This is a genomic window from Micromonospora sp. TSRI0369 (assembly GCF_001905625.1).
Classification (GTDB): domain Bacteria; phylum Actinomycetota; class Actinomycetes; order Mycobacteriales; family Micromonosporaceae; genus Micromonospora; species Micromonospora echinospora_A.
In genome coordinates, this window is record NZ_LIVU01000004.1 from 38,188 (window position 1) to 52,503 (window position 14,316).

Sequence of the window (14,316 nt, forward strand, 5' to 3'; positions counted from 1 at the left end):
CCATCAGGCGGGACGCGCTGGTTACGCGCCGCCCTCCACCCGCAGCACGCTCGTCACCGAGCGGACGATGTCCAGTCCGCGCAGCTCACGGACGGTGGCCGCGAGCGCGGCGTCGGGCGCGACGTGGGTGACGATAACCAGTTCCGCGTCGCCGCCGGCCGGTCCCTGCCGGACCGTGGCGATGGACACCTCGTGCCGGGCGAAGACGCCCGCCACCCCGGCCAGCACACCCGGGCGGTCGGTCACGTCGAGGCTGATGTGGTAGCGGGTGAGCGCCTCCCCCATCGGCCGCACCGGCAGGTCGGCGTACGCCGACTCGCTCGCCGCGCGCACCCCCGCGAGGCGGTTGCGGGCCACCGCCACCACGTCGCCGAGCACCGCGCTGGCGGTCGGCGCGCCACCGGCGCCCCGGCCGTAGAACATGAGCTGCCCGGCCGCGTCGGCCTCGACGAACACCGCGTTGAACGCGTCGCCCACGCTGGCGAGCGGGTGGGTCAGCGGGATCATCGCCGGGTGCACCCGGACGTTCACCGTCTCCCGGCCGGCCGGGTCGACGCCCCGGGCGGCGATGCAGAGCAGCTTGATCGTGCAGCCCATGGCCTTGGCGCTGGCCACGTCGGCGGCTGTCACCTCGGTGATGCCCTCGCGGTGCACGTCGGCGGCGGTCACCCGGGTGTGGAACGCCAGCGAGGCGAGGATGGCGGCCTTGGCGGCGGCGTCGAAGCCCTCCACGTCGGCCGTCGGGTCCGCCTCCGCGTACCCCAGCTCGGTGGCCTCCTCCAGCGCCTCGGCGAAGCCGGCGCCGGTGGCGTCCATGGCGGAGAGGATGAAGTTGGTGGTGCCGTTCACGATGCCGGTGACCCGGGTGATCCGGTCGCCGTGCAGCGACTCGCGCAGCGGGCGCAGCAGCGGGATCGCCCCGGCGACGCTCGCCTCGTAGTAGAGGTCGGCGCCGCCCTCGGCGGCGGCGTCGTGCAGCGTCGCGCCGTCCTCGGCGAGCAGCGCCTTGTTGGCGGTGACCACGCTCTTGCCGGCGCGCAGCGCCTCGACCAGCCAGCCGCGGGCCGGCTCGATGCCGCCGACCACCTCGACCACCACGTCCACGTCGTCGCGTTTGACCAGCCCGAGCGCGTCGGTGGTGAACAGGGCCGGGTCGACCGGCAGGTCACCGCGGTCACGGCCGAGCCGGCGTACGGCGATCCCGGCGATCTCCAGCGGGGCGCCGATCCGGGCGGCGAGGTCGGCCGACTGCTCGTGCAGCAGTCGGACCACGTCGCTACCGACCGTGCCACAGCCGAGCAGCGCCAAGCGAACCGGTGAGGTCATCCCACATCCAATGCCAGCAGGTCGTCTTCGGTCTCCCGGCGGACGATCAGCCGCGCTCGACCGTCACGGACGGCGACGACCGGGGGCCGCGGGACATGGTTGTAGTTGCTGGCCATGCTCCGGCAGTACGCCCCGGTGCCGGGCACCGCAACAAGATCTCCGGGCTGCACGTCGGCGGGCAGGAATTCATCCTTCACCACGATGTCCCCGGACTCACAATGCTTTCCCACCACGCGGGCGAGCATCGGCTGCGCGGACGACGTGCGATTCGCCATCGTCGCCGAGTACGAGGCATCGTAGAGCGCGGTACGGATGTTGTCGCTCATCCCGCCGTCCACGCTCACGTACGTGCGCAGGCCGTCGACGTCCTTGACGGTCCCGACCCCGTAGAGCGTGAACACGGCCGGGCCGACGATCGCGCGGCCCGGCTCGACCGACAGGTGCGGCACGGCGAGGTTCTCCGCCGCGCACTCCCCGTCGACGATCTTGCGCAGCCGCTTCGCCAGGTCGTGCGGCGACGCCGGGTCGTCCTGGGTGGTGTAGGCGATGCCGAAGCCGCCACCCAGGTCCAGCTCGGGCAGCTCCACGCCCCGGGCGTCGCGGATCTGCGACTGCAGGGCGAGCACCCGGCGGGCGGAGACCTCGAAGCCGCTGGCGTCGAAGATCTGCGAGCCGATGTGCGAGTGCAGGCCGCGCAGCTCCAGCACGTCCTCGTCGAGGATCTTGAACGCGGCCGCGGCGGCGGCCCCGCCCGCGAGCGAGAAGCCGAACTTCTGGTCCTCGTGCGCGGTGGCGATGAACTCGTGGGTGTGCGCCTCCACGCCGACGGTGACCCGGACCAGCACCTTCGGGCGTACCCCGCGCTCGCGGGCCAGCTCGGAGAGCCGGTCGATCTCGGTGAACGAGTCGACGATGATCCGGCCCACCCCGGCGTCGACCGCCCGGGTCAGCTCCGCCACCGACTTGTTGTTGCCGTGGAAGCCGATCCGCGCAGGCTCCATCCCGGCCGACAACGCCGTGGCCAGCTCGCCGCCGGTGCAGACGTCGAGGAACAGGCCCTCCTCGGCGATCATGCGGACCACCGCGCGGCAGAGGAACGCCTTGCCGGCGTAGTAGACGTCCGCGTCCGGGAAGGCCGCGCGGAACTCGCGGCAGCGCTCGCGCAGGTCGTCCTCATCCAGCACGTACGCCGGGGTGCCGTACTCGGCGGCCAGGTCGCGGACGTCCAGGCCCGCGACGGTGAGCGCGCCGGCCGGGCCGCGCGCGACGTTGCGCGGCCACAGTTGCGGCACCAGGGCGTTGACGTCGACCGGGGGACGCAGCCACGCCGGCCCCCGGCTGCCGATCTCGCCGTGCAGCGCTCCTGCCTCGTGTGCTCGCATGCCGTTACATCCGCTCCGGCGCGGACACCCCGAGCAGGCGCAGGCCGTTGGCGATGACCACCCGGGTGGCGTCGTTGAGCCAGAGCCGGGCCCGGTGGGTGTCGGTGATCTCCTCGTCGCCCTGCGGGGCGATCCGGCAGTTGTCGTAGAACCGGTGGTACGCCTGCGCGACGCTTTCCTCCAGGTAGCGCGCCACCCGGTGCGGCTCGCGCAGCTCGGCGGCGGTGGCCACCACCGCGGGGAACTCGGCGAGCGCCTTAAGCAGCTCGTTCTCCTTGTCGTGGCCGAGCAGCTCGGGCTGGAACGCGGCGGCGTCACCCCGGGTCAGCCCGATCTCGGTCGCGTTGCGGGCCACCCCGGCGGTCCGGGCCGCGACGTACTGGACGTAGTAGACCGGGTTGTCGTTCTTGGCCCGCGTCCACAGCTCCACGTCGATGTCGATGGGCGAGTCGGCCGAGTAGCGGGCCAGCGCGTACCGGGCCGCGTCCACGCCGATCGCGTCGACCAGGTCCTCCAGCGTGACCACGGTGCCGGCCCGCTTGCTCATCCGCACCGGGGCGCCGTCGCGGACCAGGTTGACCAGCTGGCCGATGAGGATCTCCAGGTTGCGCGCCGGGTCGTCGCCGAAACAGGCCGACATCGCCTTCATCCGGCCGATGTAGCCGTGGTGGTCCGCGCCCAGCATGATCACGACCCGGTCGAAGCCGCGCTCCCGCTTGTTCAGGTAGTAGGCGCAGTCGGCGGCGAAGTACGTCCACTCGCCGTTGGACTTGCGCAGCACCCGGTCCTTGTCATCGCCGAACTCGGTGGTGCGCAGCCAGGTCGCGCCCTCGGACTCGAAGACGTGACCCTGCTCCCGCAGCCGGGCCAGCGCCGCGTCCAGCGCGCCCTGGTCGTGCAGGTCCTTCTCGTTGAAGTAGGTGTCGAACTCCACACCGAAGTCGCGCAGCGACGACCTTATCTCGGCGAACATCAGCTGGACGCCCTCGGTCCGGAACACCTCCTCGGCGGCCTCCGGCGTGAGGTCGAGCACGTCCGGCCGGCGACGGACCACCTCGGCGGCGATCTCCGCGATGTACGCGCCGCCGTAGCCGTCCTCCGGCGCGGGCTCGCCCTGCGCGGCGGCCAGCAGCGAGCGGGCGAACCTGTCGATCTGGGAGCCGGCGTCGTTGAAGTAGTACTCCGTGCCGACGTCGGCGCCGGTGGCGCGCAGCAGACGGCTGAGCGCGTCGCCGACCGCCGCCCAGCGGACCCCGCCGATGTGCACCGGGCCGGTCGGGTTCGCCGAGACGAACTCCAGGTTGATCCGCTGCCCGGCGAGGGTGTCGCTGCTCCCGTACGCCGGGCCGGCCTCGACGATGACCTTTGCGAGCTGGCCGGCGGCGGCCGCGTCGAGGCGGACGTTCAGGAAGCCCGGCCCGGCGATCTCCACCGATTTGATCCCCGGCGCCTTGGCCAGCTCGTCGGCCAGCGCGGTGGCCAGCTCCCGCGGCGGTACGCCGACCTTCTTGCTGAGCTGCAGCGCCAGCGTCGAGGCGTAGTCGCCGTGATCCGGATTACGGGGTCGCTCGACGGTGGTCTGCGCGGGCAGCGCGGCGCGGTCCAGCCCGCGCTCGTCGAAGACGGCGTGGGCTGCGGCGAGGACGACCTCGGCGAGTTCTGCGGGAGTCACTGATCCATGTTATCGGGGGTAGACTCGGGCACCGCGGGAGCGACCCAGCATGTGAACCGGCCCCGCGGTCCCCCTGACCGACCGACCTGACGAGGCACGATGAGCATCAGCACCCCGGGCGGCCCGGAGCGCCGTCCCACCGTGGTCAGCACCGGCAAGAAGCCGGCCGCCGGCCGGCCCGCGGCTGCCGACAAGCCCGCCGCGAAGGCCGGCGCGGGCAAGGCCGGGGGTGGCAAGGGCACGCCACGGCCCGGTGCCGGCGGCAAGGGCCGCAAGCCGATCGCCCCGGTGAAGGTCAGCCAGGGTCGCTCGTGGGGCCCGATCGCCCTCTTCGTCGCGGTCGGCGTGCTGGCCGTGGGCATCGTCGGCGTCGGCGCCTGGGCGGTCTACCAGGGCGGCCAGCCGTGGGAGAAGCGGGCCCAGGCGATCGACGGCATCGTGGACTACCGCGAGAAGGACAAGGACCTGGTCAAGGGCGGCAACCACCAGCCCGGCGCGATCAAGTACGACGTCCTCCCGCCGGTCGGCGGCCCGCACAACCAGGCCTGGCAGAACTGCATGGGTGACGTCTACGACGCCCCGATCGCCAACGAGCACGCGGTGCACAGCATGGAGCACGGCACGGTCTGGATCACCTACCGCCCGGACCTGCCCGCCGACCAGGTGGAGAAGCTCAAGAGCAAGGTGCAGGGCAAGGAGAAGCTGATGCTCAGCCCGTTCGAGGGGCTGGACAAGCCGATCTCGCTGCAGGCCTGGGGCTACCAGCTCAAGGTCGACAACGCCGACGACGGCCGCATCGACGACTTCATCAAGACGCTGCGGGTGAACGCCTCGATCGAGGGCCCGAACGCGCTCTGCGACCAGGGCATCACGGCCACCGGCACCACGCCGCGCGACAACCTGCAGAACACCATGCCCCAGCAGCCCACCCAGTAAGGACGACACCGCGATGACCGCTCCGGCGACCACCGACAGCGAGCTGGACGAGGCTCCGGCCGCCGACCAGGGCGGCCGGGGCACGATGCGCCGCTACGGCCTGCCGGCGGTGGTCGCCGCCCTCGTGGTCGGGCTGCTCCTCGGGTACGCCGGCGGTCTGCTCACCCCGACGCTGACCCGGCCCGGTGAGAACTCGGCGGAGGCCGGGTTCGCCCGGGACATGACCGCCCACCACAACCAGGCCGTGGCCATGGGCCTGCTGGCGTTCAACCAGGGCCAGGACCCGGAGGTACGCCAGGTCGGCGTCGACATCGCCACCGGCCAGCAGGGCGAGATCGGCACCATGCAGACCTGGCTGCGGTCCTGGAAGCTGGACCCGACCGGCGAGCAGGCGCCGATGGCGTGGATGTCGGACGGCGGCGGACTGATCAAGGACGGCCTGATGCCGGGCATGGCGACGCCGGAGGAGATGGCGAAGCTGCGGTCCGCGAGCGGCCGCGAGTTCGACGTGCTCTTCCTCCAGATGATGATCCGCCACCACATCGGCGGGGTGCACATGATCGACGGCATCCTCGACCAGGGGCGCGACGACGACGTGCTGGCGGTCGCACAGATCATGAAGAACACCCAGCAGAACGACCTGACCAACCTGAGCGCGGCGCTGAAGCGCCTGGGCGGCACCCCGTAACACCCGCCACCCCGCCCGCCCCCGAGGCCCGGTCCCCCTTCCCAGGGGCACCGGGCCTCACCCGTCCCACCCTCGCCCCCGCCTGCCCGCTCCGGCGATCTTGCACTTGCTGCCCCGGCCATGCCGGATCCGCCCCGCTTTGAGAGGGCCGCAAGTGCAAGATCGCGGGAAGATGGGTGAAGACGGACCGAGGTCGGCCCGACAGGGAATCCTCGCCGCCTCGCGCGTCCGCGCTTCCGGCTGGGCGCTTGATCGACACCAGCTCGGGGAGGCGGCGGCATCCCCGCCCTTGATCGACACCAGGTCGGGGAGGTGGCGAGGTCGAGGTGGGCGGGATGCAGCCACTTCGGCGAAGTGGAGTCGATCAAGAACCGTTCGGACAGGCGGGCCGATCGAGGTAGGACGGGGAGGCCGCGTCGAGGGTCGGGTGATGGCCGAGGGCCGGCCCGACAGGGCATCCCCGCCCGCCTCGCGTACCCGCGCCTCCGGTTCGGTGCTTGATCGACACCGGCTCGGGGAAGTGGCGGCATCCCCGTCCTTGATCCACTCCAGCTCGGGGAGGCGGCGGGATCAGGGCGGGTGGGATGCAGCCACTTCGGCGAAGTGGAGTCGATCAAGGGCGGCTCGTGGCCCGGGGTGATGTGTTCGGGTGGGCGGGGCGATCTAGGTGGGACGGGGAGGCCACGTCGAAGATTGGGGCACGGGGGCGAGATGTCCTGGTTTGGGGGTTTGTAACGGTTTGGGGTTAACGGGTCATTGTGGGGGTTGGAGAGTTTTCTACCCACATATCGTGACCAGTTGCGATTCGGGCTCGTTGCCCAAGACGTGGGGGTTGCACTCAGAGACGCAGGGCGGTCGGTGACCAGCTGGTGCCGACGCCACACCATCGGCGGTGACGGAGCGGTGGCAGCCGTCCGTCGCGGACTGCGGCAGGGCGAGCCGGGAACGCTCAGCCGCGAACAGGAACTCGAACTCATCGACGTGCTCCGGGGCGTCCACCCCGACGAGTTCGGCCTCGACGAGGAGCTCTGGACACGGCAGAGCCTGACCGCCCTCATCGAGCGCCGGTTCGGGCTGACGATGGACGCCGGCACCGTCGGGGCGTACCTGCGGGCCTGGGGCCTCGGGCCGCGCGAGCCGCGCGAGCGGGCCTGCGGCCTGTGCGTCAGCGCGGTCGAGCGCTGGGTACGCAGCGAGTACCCGGCGATCACGCGGGCGGCCCAGGAGCACGCCGCCGAGGTCTACTGGATCGGCCGGGTACGCCTGCGCGGCACCATGCCCGCCGCCGACGTGGTCTCGGCGGTCTCCTCACGGGGACGGGTGCGGTTCATGGTCACCACGCCGTCGGTGGACCCGCCGCTGCCCCGGGACTTCGTGCTGCGGCTCAGCGGCGCCGAGGAGCGCACCGTGCACCTGATCGTGGACGGCTCGTGGCCGCGCAACGAGTGGCCCCGCCGGCTGCCCCGGCGCGTCGTGCTGCACCCGCTGCCGAGCTGCGGTCGCGCCGTCGCCGCCGCCTGATCCGACGAAGATCGACTCGGGGATACCGATTCGGTGATCCGGGAGGGGGTTTGCTACTCTTCTCGGGTCGCTGAGCCCCCGTAGCTCAGGGGATAGAGCACCGCCCTCCGGAGGCGGGAGCGCAGGTTCGAATCCTGCCGGGGGCACCAGATCGGATCACCGCAAGGCCCTTGACCAGCCCGGTCAAGGGCCTTCGTCGTCTCCGGGGCGTGTTGAGCAGTTGTCCCCGAATTCGGGAATGTACCGGTCACAAGCTGGCTAACCTCGCGGTGAACGGGTCGAACCCCAGCACCTGCGAAGGTGAGCCAGTTGCCCGAGACTCCGTTGACCAACCGTCCCAAGATGCACACCGGCGTTCCCTCCTCCCTGACCACCGCGCAACGGTGGGTCCTGCGCGGCACCGCCGTCGCCGACGCCCCCTGCGGGCTGTGGTTCCTCGAAGCGGTGGCCGGCCGTACCGGCACCACGCCGGACGAGCCGATCGATGCGACGGTGGAGGAGCTGATCTCGCGCGGCTTCCTCGTCGACACCGCCGCCGGGCTGCGGCTGGCCTCGATCGCGCTGCGCGACGACGTACTGCGGGACACCCCGCCCTCGGTACGTCAGGCGCTGCGCGAGGCCGCGGCCGAGGTGCTCGCCGACGCCGGGCGCCCGGCCCAGGCCGCCCGGCAGCTCCTGCGGGTCCTGCCGGCGGTGAGCCGGTCCGCCCGGGCGCTGGCCGCGCGGCTGGCGGTCGACCCGGCGGTCGGTCCCAGCCTCGCCGCGGATCTGCTGCTGGCCACCCCGGCGCCCGGAGCGGCCGACGCGCGCCTGACCTGGCTGGTCGACGTCGCCGACAACCTCTACCTGGCCGGCCGGGTGGACGAGACGCTGCGCATGCTGCACGGGGAGGTCGCCGCCGACCGGTACGGGCCACGTCAGCGGGCGATGCTGCTCGGGCGGCTCGGCGCCTACTACGCGACCCAGCGCCCCTCGCTGTCCCTGACGTACCTCGGGCGGGCGCTGAACCAGGAGCTGGACGTCGCGGGGCGGAGCTGGACGCTCACCATGCTGGCGTCGCTGGCGGCCCGGTTCGGGCACCCCGACGCCGCCGAGCTGGTGGCGGCGGCGGAGCGGGCGCACGAGCGCAGCCCCTCCCCCGGCGGCGCCATCCGGCTGGCCCTGGCGAACGCGGCCCGGGCCACCGCCACCGGCGACCTGCACCGCGCCGCGCGGATCCTGCGGGAGGTGGACGCGGGCGAGCCGGCCGCCCGTACCCAGGCGATCTTCCTGCGCGTCGACCGGGTGGTGAACCAGATCGCGCTCGGCCGGCACGTCGACGCGGCGACCGCGCTGGACAGCGTCGCCGCGGAGATCGACATGCTCGGCGCGGTGGCGCAGCCGCTGGTGACGGCGCTGGACTGCGTTCTGCGGCTGACCGTCGGCGAACTGGCCGAGGCGGAGGCCCGGGCCCGCCTCGCCCTGACCGAGCGCGGCGGCGCCCTGCCGGCGCAGGCCCGGGTGGACCTGCTCGCCACTGTCGTGGAGGTGCTGCTGCGCCGGGGTGAGGTGGCCGCGGCCCGGGAGCTGCTGGCCCGGGAACGCCCTGCGGTGGGGTGGCCCGACGACATGCAGTGGTTCCGGCTGGGCTGCGCCGCCGCGGGCGACCCGGACCCGGCCCGGCACGCCGCGCTCCTCGGCGCCGCCTTCGCCGTGCCGGACCGCTCGATGGCGCCGCTGCTGCTGGTGCCGCACCACGGTCCGCGACTGGTCCGCGCGGCACTGGCGCTGGGTGAGCGGCACCGCGCCGAGACCCTCGCCGACCACCTGAAGCGAGCCGCCGGCATGGCGAACAACGCGCTCTGGCGCGGCGTGGCGCACCAGGTCGACGGGCTGCTCACCGGCGACCCGGCGGCGCTGCGCGCGGCGGTACGGCTGCTCCGCACCACCTCGGCCCGGCCGGCCCTGGCCGACGCGCTGCACGACCTGGCGCGGTCGCCCGGCCTGCCGCCGGAGCAGGCGCCCGGCAACCTGCTCGCCGAGGCCGCCGCGATGTACACCCGGATGGGCGCCGCGGCCGGCGGGGACGGGACGCCGGAGCGCGACGGCACGGCCGCGACCACGGCGGGCGACGACGCCGGCCGCCCGGCAGCGGCCGCGCTGACCCCCGCCGAGGTACGGGTGGCCGAGCTGCTCGCGATCGGCATGACGAAGCAGGAGGCGGCCCGGGACCTGTTCGTCTCGTTCCACACCGTCGACACCCACCTGCGTTCGATCTACGCGAAGCTCGGCGTCCACAACCGGGTGGAGCTGGCGCTGGTCTGGGAGTCCCGGGACAACGGCTGAGCGCGGACGCCACCGGGTCGTGGCGTCCGCGCCCAGCCGCGTTCTCAGTGCCGCTGCAGCGGGCTCTTCGTCTTCGGCAGCGCCTCGACCAGCTCGCGCGGCACGTTGATCGTGTCGGCGACCACCTCCGGCGGGATGTTCGCCAGCCACTGCGCGAGCGACACGTCCTCGAACTTCGCGGTCCGGAACAGCTCGAGGTAGACGAAGGGCTTGTCGCCGATGTTCTCGATGTAGTGGCCCATCGAGATCGGCACGTAGCCGACGTCGCCGGTCTCCATGTTGAAGGTGCGGGCCGTGGCGTGGTTCGCGAAGACGCCCATCCGCCCCTTGCCCGAGATCACGTACTGCATCTCCGCGCCGTTGGGGTGCCAGTGCAGTTCCCGCATCGCGCCGGGCTCGATCTCCACCAGCGCGGCGGTGGTGGTGATCGCCGCGGCGAAGTTGCTCGAGTCGGCGATGCGTACGCTGCCGCCCTCGAACTTCTCCGGCGTCTGGGCGAGCAGGCTGTGCTTGAACGTTCGGGGTACGTCGCCGGTGGGGCTGAAGACCCGGTCCTCGGCCAGCGGCGGCGGACTCTGGCCCGGGAAGATGTACCGCTCGGACTCGGCCGGGAAGTTGGCCATCTGCTGCATCGTCCAGCCGAAGTTCTTGGCGATGACCTCCCTCGGCACGTGCGAGAAGAAGTCGGTCACCTGGAACGTCGCGTCCTCGGAGTAGCAGCCGTCGTCGAAGACGAGCAGGAACTCCACGCCCTCGTCGTGCGCCTGGATGTGGTGCGGGATGCCGGCCGGGAAGTACCAGAGGTCACCCGCCTTGACGTCCTCCAGGAAGTTGCGGCCCTCCTGGTCCACGGCGGCGATCCGGCAGCTGCCGGTGAGGACGAAGGCCCACTCGGACTGGATGTGCCAGTGCAGTTCCCGGTACGCGCCGGGGTTGAGCTTCATGTTCACGATCGCCAGGTCGTGGGCGATCGGCAGCAGGCGGTTGGTGACCTCCCGGGTCCAGCCGCCGCTCTCCTGGCGGGTGTGCGACAGCGAGAACGGAAACACCAGGTTGGGCATGAGCCCGTTGTCGGTCGACGGCGGATTCACCAGGTCCGGATGTGACTTGTCGATCGCCGGATTCCGCGGGACCGTTCCGACCATCTGGTGGTCCTTGGGCGATCCCATTCCGCGGCCGTCAGTGGATCTGGGCATGACGAATGTCCTTCCGGGTGTGGGCCGCCTCGTCGACGGCCCGGGACGGGACGAACAACGCCCGCAGGTGCTCCGGGCTCTGAAAGGCCACCGCGAGCGGAATCGCGACACAGAGGAACAGCGACGCCGCAATGCTCCAGACCGGAGCATCCGTGGCGACTCCGGCAACGGCCAGCGCCGCGATCGAATAGAACGTGACGCGGAGTCTGGCGACAGGCAGCACGAACATGCGCTCGGCCTCCTTCGGCTTCGAGTCTTGCCGTCGAGACGCAATTGCGATGCTGCCGAACCGGATACGAATGGTGAATAACGCGATCGCGCTATTCACCGGAAACGACAGGAAACACTTTTACCGGCACTTCTGCGCATCGCGCGCCGCAGCGGTTTCACGGGCGCAGCCGGGGGTAGGGAGGGCGATGTCCAACAACGCCGAGGACCGCTGGCGGGTGGGGGAATACGACTTCCACGTACCGTTTCTGGCGCTTGCGCTCGCCACCGGCCTCGCCGGTGTGGTCGACGCATTCTCATTCCTCAGGTACAAGGTGTTCGTGGGTATTCAGACCGGCAACGTGGCGTTCGTCGGAATGGGCGCCGCCGATCACTTTCCGCCCTGGCCGGCCGCGGTGGCGTCACTTGTCGCGTTCGGCCTCGGCGGCCTGCTCGGCGCCGGGATCCGCCGCCTGCGCCCGGCCGGCCCACTCACCCCGCCGGGCATGGAGCTGCTCGCCATGCTGGCGCTGCTGGTGCTCTGGGGGCTGGTGGACCGGTCCCTCGACTCGGGTCGCGACTCGCTGACCGAGCGCACCGTCCTGACCGCGCTGCTGGCGTTCCCGGTCGGCATCCTCGGCGGGCTCATCGTCCGCACGTTCGGCGTGCAGACCGCCACGTCGTACCAGACCGGAACCGTGCTGCGCACGACGAAGGGCATCGCCGACTGGGTGTTCGAGCCGGAGGGCCGGGCCGCGGCCGGGCGGCTCGCCGCGACCGGGCTGCTCTGCCTGGTCAGCTACGCGATCGGCGGGTTCGTGGGCGCGGCGACCGAGACCCGCCCGATCTGGACGATGATCGTCACCTGGGGCCTGGCCGTCGTGCTCATCGCGTCCACCTGGGGCAAGCACCCGCCGGCGACGGTGACCCGGCGGCGCTGACGCGGACCGGGCTCACCCGGCCTCGCGCCGGGCCTTGGCGCGCCGCTTGCCCTCGTGCATCGCCTGCACCCGGGCCACCGGGATGGTCCGCCCCTGCTCGACCAGTTCCGCCGGCAGCCGCTGCGGCGCAGGCAGCGCCTCCGCCCAGGGATCCCGGTCACCCAGCAGCGTGGGCGCGGTCCGCACGGTGAAGTCGGCCGGGCTCGCGCTCTCCAGGTCGGTCCAGCCCACCGGGTACGACACCGGGGCGCCTGGCCGGATCCGAGGGCTGTAGGCGGCCACCACTGTCGCCCCGTACGCCCGGGTGGAGTCGACGAAGACGCGGCCGCCGCGGTCGGCGACGATGAACGCGGTGGTCGCGGCCGCCGGGTCGAGCAGTTCGGTACGGACGGCGAGCGCCCGCGTCGCGGCGGCGGCCTCCTCCGCCGTGGTGGCCGGGTCGACCGGCACGATCACGTGCAGTCCTTTCGCCCCGCTCGTCTTCACCGCGCCGGCCAGCCCGGCGTCGGCGAGCGCCTGCCGGACCAGCAGCGCGACCCGCACGGCGGCCGGGAACGAGTCGCCCTCCGGCGGGTCCAGGTCGAGCACCAGGTGGGTCGGGTGCTCGGGCTGCCCGGCGCGGCCGAGCGTCGGGTGGTACTCGACCGCCCGCTGGTTGGCGAACCAGAGCAGCGTCCGCCGGTCGTCGCAGAGGGCGTACGAGATCCGCCGGTGCGACGCCTCGGCCCACACCTCGGTGCGGCGGACCCACTCGGGCGTGTACTTCGGCAGGTTCTTCTGCATGAACGGCTCCTGGCCGGGCCGCACGCGCAGCACCGACAGCGGCCGGTCCCGCAGTTCCGGCAGGATCCGGTCGCGCATCGCGTCGAGGTAGTCGACCAGGTCGCGTTTGGTCGCGCCGGCGCCGTCGAACAGCGGCTGGTCGAGGTTGGTCAGCGACACTCCGGCCCGGGTCTCGTCGGCTGCGCCCATCGGACCACCTTCCCGGGCCGGGCCCGGCTCGGCAACCCCGACACGGTGCCGGGCGCGCTTCGGCGGCCGGCACCTGCGACGATCAGGGCGTGGGCGAGGAAGAGGCGAACCGGTGCGGGTCCGGCCCGGCGGAGCAGGCGAGCGCCTGCACGGTGCGGGAGGCGCTGGACCGGGTGGGCGGGAAGTGGGCCATCGGCATCCTGATCGCCGCCTCGTCCGGCCCGGTCCGCTTCACCGAGCTGGAGCGCCGGGTGGAGGGGATCAGCCGCCGGATGCTCACGCTGACGCTGCGCAATCTGGAGCGGGACGGGCTGCTGCACCGGCACGTCCACCCCTGCGTGCCGCCGAAGGTCGAGTACACGGCCACCCCGATGGCCCGCGAGCTGCACGACTCTCTGGTGGCGCTGACCAGTTGGGCCGAGCGGCACCGGGAGGCGATCAGCGCGGCCCGGGCCGAGTACGACCGCAGGCACGGCCACCCACCGGCCTGAACAACTGAAATCGCCCTTATGTGGCGAACACCACGCCTCTGATCTGACCGATCGGTCAGCACCTGACCGATCGGTCAGGCATGCTGGAGGACATGGCGCGCCCGACCCCGGCCACCCACGACGAGCTGCTCACCGCGGCGGCTCGCAGGTTCGCCGTCACCGGCTACAAGGGCACCTCACTCCAGGACATCGCCCGCGAGGTCGGCTGCTCCAAGGCCACCGTGCTCTACCACTTCGCCAGCAAGGACGCGCTGCTCGGCGAGCTGATGGCCCCGGCCATCGCGGTGCTGGAGGAACTCGACGCCCGGATCGCCGAGCACACCGGCGCGGACGCCCAGCGCGTCGCGGCGGACGGCTTCGTCGACCTGGCGGTCCGCTTCCGCCGCGAGATCGCGCTGCTGCGGGGTGAGTTCTCCGACCTGCTCCAGCAGCCCACGTTCATGCACATCCAGCAGATCTCCGAACGGCTCGTCGCGGCGTTCGCCGGCTTCTCCGACCGGCCCGAGGCCCGCGTCGCCGCGCTCGTCGTGCTCGCCGGCATCGCCGAGACCTGCGGCGAATTCCTGGACATCCCGGACGAACAGCTCCGTCCCGCGCTGCTCGCCGTGGCGTACCGCGCGCTCGAAGTCTCCAACTGATCCGAAACCCGAGGACAAGGA

The 14,316-nt window shown here is 72.3% G+C and carries 13 protein-coding genes and 1 tRNA gene; 8 read left to right on the plus strand and 6 right to left on the minus strand.

What is annotated here, in order from left to right:
• Positions 1 to 21 precede the first annotated feature (21 nt).
• Genes AMK25_RS13135 through argS form a run of 3 tightly spaced genes read right to left on the minus strand, consistent with a single transcriptional unit; the run spans position 22 to position 4,380 of the window.
• Positions 22 to 1,326 carry a homoserine dehydrogenase gene (locus tag AMK25_RS13135; protein WP_073828681.1) on the minus strand — a complete coding sequence of 435 codons (1,305 nt, stop codon included), beginning with the start codon at positions 1,324 to 1,326 and terminating at the stop codon, positions 22 to 24.
• Positions 1,323 to 2,708: a diaminopimelate decarboxylase gene (gene lysA, locus AMK25_RS13140; protein ID WP_073828682.1), complete on the minus strand. Its 1,386-nt coding sequence runs from the start codon at positions 2,706 to 2,708 to the stop codon at positions 1,323 to 1,325. Before lysA ends, AMK25_RS13135 begins: the two co-directional genes overlap by 4 nt.
• A 4-nt stretch (positions 2,709 to 2,712) precedes the next feature.
• A complete protein-coding gene (gene argS / locus AMK25_RS13145; RefSeq protein ID WP_073828683.1) occupies positions 2,713 to 4,380 on the minus strand; it encodes an arginine--tRNA ligase in 1,668 nt (555 codons plus the stop codon).
• A 99-nt stretch (positions 4,381 to 4,479) separates the two neighbouring features.
• On the opposite strand from argS, the gene AMK25_RS13150 reads away from it, so the two are divergent.
• The 5 genes from AMK25_RS13150 to AMK25_RS13170 all read left to right on the plus strand — a co-directional run bounded on the left by AMK25_RS13150 (position 4,480) and on the right by AMK25_RS13170 (position 9,850).
• The gene (locus AMK25_RS13150) at positions 4,480 to 5,316 is read left to right on the plus strand and encodes a DUF3105 domain-containing protein (protein WP_073828684.1); all 837 of its coding nucleotides are present in this window, start codon (positions 4,480 to 4,482) and stop codon (positions 5,314 to 5,316) included.
• A gap of 13 nt (positions 5,317 to 5,329) precedes the next feature.
• Positions 5,330 to 6,004, plus strand: coding sequence for a DUF305 domain-containing protein (locus AMK25_RS13155; protein WP_073828685.1), 675 nt, complete (start codon positions 5,330 to 5,332; stop codon positions 6,002 to 6,004).
• Between the two features lie 825 nt (positions 6,005 to 6,829).
• A complete protein-coding gene (locus AMK25_RS13160; protein ID WP_073828686.1) occupies positions 6,830 to 7,525 on the plus strand; it encodes a winged helix-turn-helix domain-containing protein in 696 nt (231 codons plus the stop codon).
• A 74-nt stretch (positions 7,526 to 7,599) separates the two neighbouring features.
• Positions 7,600 to 7,674, plus strand: a tRNA-Arg gene (locus tag AMK25_RS13165).
• A gap of 151 nt (positions 7,675 to 7,825) precedes the next feature.
• Positions 7,826 to 9,850 (plus strand): helix-turn-helix transcriptional regulator, encoded by a 2,025-nt coding sequence (locus AMK25_RS13170; protein WP_073828687.1) that lies wholly within the window; start codon positions 7,826 to 7,828, stop codon positions 9,848 to 9,850.
• A gap of 44 nt (positions 9,851 to 9,894) precedes the next feature.
• Here the strand turns inward: AMK25_RS13170 and AMK25_RS13175 are convergent, their stop codons facing one another.
• Positions 9,895 to 10,995 carry a cupin domain-containing protein gene (locus AMK25_RS13175; RefSeq protein WP_073829318.1) on the minus strand — a complete coding sequence of 367 codons (1,101 nt, stop codon included), beginning with the start codon at positions 10,993 to 10,995 and terminating at the stop codon, positions 9,895 to 9,897.
• A gap of 34 nt (positions 10,996 to 11,029) precedes the next feature.
• Positions 11,030 to 11,374 carry a hypothetical protein gene (locus AMK25_RS13180; RefSeq protein ID WP_241826355.1) on the minus strand — a complete coding sequence of 115 codons (345 nt, stop codon included), beginning with the start codon at positions 11,372 to 11,374 and terminating at the stop codon, positions 11,030 to 11,032.
• A gap of 88 nt (positions 11,375 to 11,462) precedes the next feature.
• On the opposite strand from AMK25_RS13180, the gene AMK25_RS13185 reads away from it, so the two are divergent.
• On the plus strand, positions 11,463 to 12,194 hold the full coding sequence (locus AMK25_RS13185) for a DUF1275 family protein (RefSeq protein ID WP_073828688.1): 732 nt from the start codon (positions 11,463 to 11,465) through the stop codon (positions 12,192 to 12,194).
• Positions 12,195 to 12,206: 12 nt separating this feature from the next.
• Here AMK25_RS13185 and ligD read toward each other — a convergent pair whose 3' ends face one another.
• Complete coding sequence (gene ligD / locus AMK25_RS13190) at positions 12,207 to 13,166, minus strand: non-homologous end-joining DNA ligase (RefSeq protein WP_073828689.1); 960 nt, start codon at positions 13,164 to 13,166, stop codon at positions 12,207 to 12,209.
• 89 nt (positions 13,167 to 13,255) lie between these two features.
• Between ligD and AMK25_RS13195 the strand changes: the two genes are divergently transcribed.
• Entirely contained in the window at positions 13,256 to 13,657 is a 402-nt protein-coding gene (locus tag AMK25_RS13195; protein ID WP_073828690.1) for a winged helix-turn-helix transcriptional regulator, read from the plus strand.
• Positions 13,658 to 13,749: 92 nt separating this feature from the next.
• Complete coding sequence (locus AMK25_RS13200; RefSeq protein WP_073829320.1) at positions 13,750 to 14,295, plus strand: TetR/AcrR family transcriptional regulator; 546 nt, start codon at positions 13,750 to 13,752, stop codon at positions 14,293 to 14,295.
• Positions 14,296 to 14,316 lie beyond the last annotated feature (21 nt).

Bases quoted from the DNA above. Each gene is read 5' to 3' on its own strand.
- AMK25_RS13175 (WP_073829318.1), bottom strand. From the start codon at position 10,995: ATGGTCGGAACGGTCCCGCGGAATCCGGCGATCGACAAGTCACATCCG.
- AMK25_RS13185 (WP_073828688.1), top strand. From the start codon at position 11,463: ATGTCCAACAACGCCGAGGACCGCTGGCGGGTGGGGGAATACGACTTC.
- ligD (WP_073828689.1), bottom strand. From the start codon at position 13,166: ATGGGCGCAGCCGACGAGACCCGGGCCGGAGTGTCGCTGACCAACCTC.
- AMK25_RS13155 (WP_073828685.1), top strand. From the start codon at position 5,330: ATGACCGCTCCGGCGACCACCGACAGCGAGCTGGACGAGGCTCCGGCC.
- lysA (WP_073828682.1), bottom strand. From the start codon at position 2,708: ATGCGAGCACACGAGGCAGGAGCGCTGCACGGCGAGATCGGCAGCCGG.
- AMK25_RS13200 (WP_073829320.1), top strand. From the start codon at position 13,750: ATGGCGCGCCCGACCCCGGCCACCCACGACGAGCTGCTCACCGCGGCG.
- AMK25_RS13135 (WP_073828681.1), bottom strand. From the start codon at position 1,326: ATGACCTCACCGGTTCGCTTGGCGCTGCTCGGCTGTGGCACGGTCGGT.
- AMK25_RS13150 (WP_073828684.1), top strand. From the start codon at position 4,480: ATGAGCATCAGCACCCCGGGCGGCCCGGAGCGCCGTCCCACCGTGGTC.